At 54.4% G+C, this 1,494-nt stretch carries 2 protein-coding genes; one reads left to right on the top strand and one right to left on the bottom strand.

Features of this window, described 5'->3' with window-relative positions; all coding sequences use genetic code 11:
• Positions 1 to 791: 791 nt before the first annotated feature.
• Positions 792 to 1,190: a hypothetical protein gene (locus BLR85_RS28280; protein WP_093165239.1), complete on the bottom strand. Its 399-nt coding sequence runs from the start codon at positions 1,188 to 1,190 to the stop codon at positions 792 to 794.
• A 94-nt stretch (positions 1,191 to 1,284) separates the two neighbouring features.
• Here BLR85_RS28280 and BLR85_RS29435 point away from each other — a divergent pair, with 94 nt between their 5' ends.
• Complete coding sequence (locus BLR85_RS29435) at positions 1,285 to 1,440, top strand: hypothetical protein (protein ID WP_170844828.1); 156 nt, start codon at positions 1,285 to 1,287, stop codon at positions 1,438 to 1,440.
• The last annotated feature ends 54 nt before the right edge of the window (positions 1,441 to 1,494 follow it).

Genomic DNA, 1,494 nt, shown 5'->3' with positions numbered 1-1,494 from the left:
GCTCCTTTCCTCGCAGTCGATGACAACTGCACTTTGGCACGTTCGATGCCGGTGGAGCAGGAGCCATCCACCTCATCCGCTTTGGGCCGTTCACGCTTGTTTGGAGCGACCGGTTGAGAGGTTGGGAGGTTCGCGCACCACCCGCCCGAGAGGTAGACTGCGGACGGCAGCATTGGGGGCAACGCTTCTGGAACGAAATCGAACTCGTGGTTTATCCTGCTGTACCAGTGACGACGAAAGTTCGATTTCTGGTCCGTCTCGCCGAGAGTCACTGGCGTCCAACCACTGAACTTCGGCTCCCGAAAAATCGCGCGAACCCAGACTCTTGTGGGAAATTCACCAAATCGGAGCAGTCAACAGGTCCAGAGAATATCGGCCCAGAGAGAACGCTTCCAAGCCTTCTGGCGCTGGGGGCGGTGAATAGCTTGCTCCGCATAACCCTCTAAAACAACGAAAAATCCGGCCGTAGCCAGATCGGGAGAACCGTTGTTCAGGGGTAGGTGGCGGAGGAGCCAGTCTGGAGCTAACCAGTCTCCACTAAATTCCCTGCAAACAGGGAAAATAACAGGGAATTTTCTGGTTTTTTGGGGTTTTTGACCGTTTACCCCCATAATTTAGGCGTTACTTCAATCACTTAAAGAGAATTTCCCTAGAAGAAAAAACAGGGAACTTTTTGATGGTTAACAGGGTACTTTTTTCGTGAAAGCAGGGAAATACCTTTGAGCAATCCTCAATTAAAGACTCCCGTCACCGCCCAGGTCGGTAAGTAAGCTTCCGGCCTGCCCGGCAGATCAACTATCCTGGTCAGTTTGATCGTTGGCACCAAGCCGGCGCACCGCATCAAGCAGATCAGAAATTGCCTTCTCTGCACCAGCAAGCTTGATAGCCACCATCAGATCCTCGCGCCCAGCCATGGCCAGGAAGGTACCCAGCACCTCGTCGGAGTGTCGCGCCAGCGCAATCAGATGCGCCCCACTCGGACCGTAAGTCCCCGAGAACCAGTTCTTCACCGTCTTCTCGTTGGCACCCGTCCACGCCACCACGGTCTTCACGCCCGCCCGGCTGTCGCCAAGGGACCGCTTCAGTGCCAATGCAATTTCATCGCCAAAGCAGCCACTCGTCTGATGACCGCCATTTCCATCATATCCGTTTTCCCTTGGAAAGAACTTGCCCTTTTTCGGAAACGACATTCCACACTCCTTCGCTTTACATGAGTGCGAAGAATTCAACCGTTGATTCCGACAGGAGCGATGGATTTGCATGGAATAATTAGGAGATACGCATGTGACTGGTCGATGGGCGGCCCATTCCGACAAGAGCGACGAGCCGCCTGAAACGGATGTGCCGGCCGTCGCCTATGTGCGGATGTCGACCGATCACCAGAAGTACTCGACCGAGAACTGGAGTGCCCCGTCTGAACTGGTCCACCGTTATGTTTAGGGAACGGAGGACTGAGAATGGCGAACAAGCGGCACAAGCCGGAAGAGATAGTTC

The organism is Aliiruegeria lutimaris (assembly GCF_900099935.1).
GTDB lineage: Bacteria > Pseudomonadota > Alphaproteobacteria > Rhodobacterales > Rhodobacteraceae > Tropicimonas > Tropicimonas lutimaris.
The sequence above is the reverse complement of the archived record's forward strand: the minus strand, read 5'-3'. Positions and strand labels throughout refer to the sequence as shown.

Coding starts and splice junctions, on each gene's coding strand:
- BLR85_RS28280 (WP_093165239.1), bottom strand. CDS start 1,190: ATGTCGTTTCCGAAAAAGGGCAAGTTCTTTCCAAGGGAAAACGGATAT.